The organism is Bradyrhizobium sp. Mp27 (genome assembly GCF_029953005.1).
In the GTDB taxonomy this organism is placed as follows: Bacteria; Pseudomonadota; Alphaproteobacteria; order Rhizobiales; family Xanthobacteraceae; genus Bradyrhizobium; species Bradyrhizobium barranii.
This window is the reverse complement of sequence record NZ_JASAUS010000400.1, coordinates 1-2,410: the sequence shown is the minus strand read 5'-3', so window position 1 is coordinate 2,410 and position 2,410 is coordinate 1. Positions and strand designations below refer to the sequence as shown.

General features: G+C 57.4%; 1 pseudogene. It reads right to left on the bottom strand.

Annotation, left to right across the window (positions count from 1 at the left end):
• Nucleotides 1–2,302 precede the first annotated feature (2,302 nt).
• Nucleotides 2,303–2,410 (bottom strand): annotated as a pseudogene (locus QJT78_RS53420) (IS21-like element helper ATPase IstB); the annotation flags it as partial.

The following is a 2,410-nucleotide window of genomic DNA, read 5'->3' as shown; positions in this document are numbered from 1 at the left end:
GTCTCGGTCATGGCGTATCGCTCTCCTCGAGAGGTTCTGGCAGGCTCGTCACCCGCCTCGATACGCCGCCTTCCTCACACCGTCATCACCCAGATTCCGCCATAGCTCGTCTGCATGAACAGCTCTCTGCCTTTGAACGGCTCTCGTCGACGGCGTTTCCTTTCGCCTTGAGCTCTAAAGTGTATTCGGTCAGGAGCACCACAATCGGGCGAAGCGACTCCCCTGAGCGCCCATAGAGAACGCCGCAATGGTATCAAGCGGTTGCATGGGGAAATCGATCAGCGGCTAACAAAAGAGGTTTCCTAGCCCAATCTGTTACAGCTCAGTCTAGCCGAAGGTAATCCTGAGAAATCTAAGGCAACCGCGATGAAACAAACGCGCTGATATTCCGGCAATCATTGGCTGTCGCAGCCGACTTAGCCACTTCCGCAAAAATACGTAGTCGCGGGCCACAATGCCATAAATTGATGACAGTACGGTCCACTGCCTCCACAGCTGACGCTGATTGCCCTTGGGACCAGCCACAGAGAGACGAAAGCAACTTCACAAAACCTCGAAGCCGCGAATGGCTACAGCGCTGAACAAAGCGCAACTGCTGCAGCACGAAACTCGAAATTCAAGGCCGCACCACGCCTGGGCAACTGTATCGCTAATCGAGCCAATCCAATCACGGATCGGTCCCACCCAGCCGACTGCGCCTCGGCAGGCTGATGCTCCAGCCCGGTCGACCTTCAGCCACCAAGCTGGCCAACCCCGCCGCCCGTCAGTCTGAATACTTCACTATCGTTCGAGTTCGCAACTGCCGCGTCTCTCGATGAGGGCCTACCGGGCGCTTGTTGAGCGATTGTCTCGGTGCATCGTTTTCGTTTGCCGCGGTTGGCATCATGCGCCGGCATTCGCGGTGCAAGTTTTTGAAATTGTCCCTAAGACAAAACATGGCCACGTCAACATCGCTACGGCCTGTAAAGCGGTCACAGAAGCGGATCACGTCTGATTTGCACGATGCCAAGACTTCCTCGGCTCGCCGATCTCGCGCGCGAGCGTGTCCTGTGCACCATGTCGCAGCGATCGCGATCGCAGCGAGGACGGCTGCAAAGCGATGCGCATTGCAAGTCCAGCCCATTCGTCGCTCTTGATTGACCAAACCCCTCATAAGACGCCTGTGCTTCTCTGTTTTTCTTTGCCCCGAGAGGTGATCTGTTTACCGGATTGGAATGCCTCGGCAGCCATGAGTCTCGCTTCTCGCGGGCCGGCTGCAATGATTGCCGCGCTCCGAATCATTATCCCGCCACTCGCAACACGCATTGCGAAGACCGCGACAAACAGAGATCGGCCGTTTAGCACTTATGTGCCCATGTTGGCTCCCAATATGGTTTTCTGCTTCGCCATGCCTACAACCTGACGTTACGGTCGATTCAAGCACTTTGAGCGCGCGGGCACCGCATATCATCTCGGTCAGCGCTTTCGCCAAGCGACCGTCTACAGGCCTTCTCCGCCGAGTAGATCGGATGGCGCGTCAGTCGGATGGCATGGAGTTGTGCATCATTGACGAGCTCTACGGCCGCATATTCGCCAAAGCACGATCTCGAACGCGAGAGGCTTGGCATGATCCTTGGGTGCCGCCTCACGGCCCTGCATGTGCGGTTGGAGACGCGAGCGTCAAAGTCCTACAATAGGATGCGGCGATTTAAGACGCGGAGTGGAGACAGATAAAACGCCTCCCTTGCCGCTAACCGCTCAGTTATCACTTCGAACGGCACGCGGATTGCTGGGTAAGTATCAGCCAGTTGCCGGGAAGGAAGCGGCTCAGGCGGAGCCGGAGTTCCAATGAGACTTATTCGATTCATGTTAATCGACCTGGCGCTGATGCTGGTCGCACCTGAGAGTGCAGAGGCTACGATCAGCTACTGGGCAGACTTCAAATCGGCTCGCGAAGCTGTGGGATCATTGATGCCGATTTCCGGCCGCGGGCCAGTATTCAGCTTTGGCGTGAGCCGGCATCTTTGCCCCCCAACCTCTCAAGCCGCGCCATTCAACATTCACCAGAAGGCCTCGGCCCGGCCAAGCAGACCAAAGACCTCGCGTTGCTGGAAAGGCGGCGCTTAACTCTTAAGGTAAGCGCGCCGGCCACCGTACCGATTGCCACGATCCACCGGCGTGGAGCTGCTCAACAAGGCTCCGGACTTGAAACCGCTCTGCACGCCTCCCTCCCACTTTATACCCTCTTGCGAGCAGCAGCGCCGTGCTGGAGCGGAATAGACTGGATGGCCAGCAGCATAACGATCACCTCCAGTGCAGCCTGTCAATCGGCTTGCAAATTTGACCCTTCATCGGCGTCCAATTTTGACCCCTTTCCGCGGCGGGGTTTGCTGGTAGCGCTGGTCTCGTCGGAGCTGGCCGGGATAGCGGA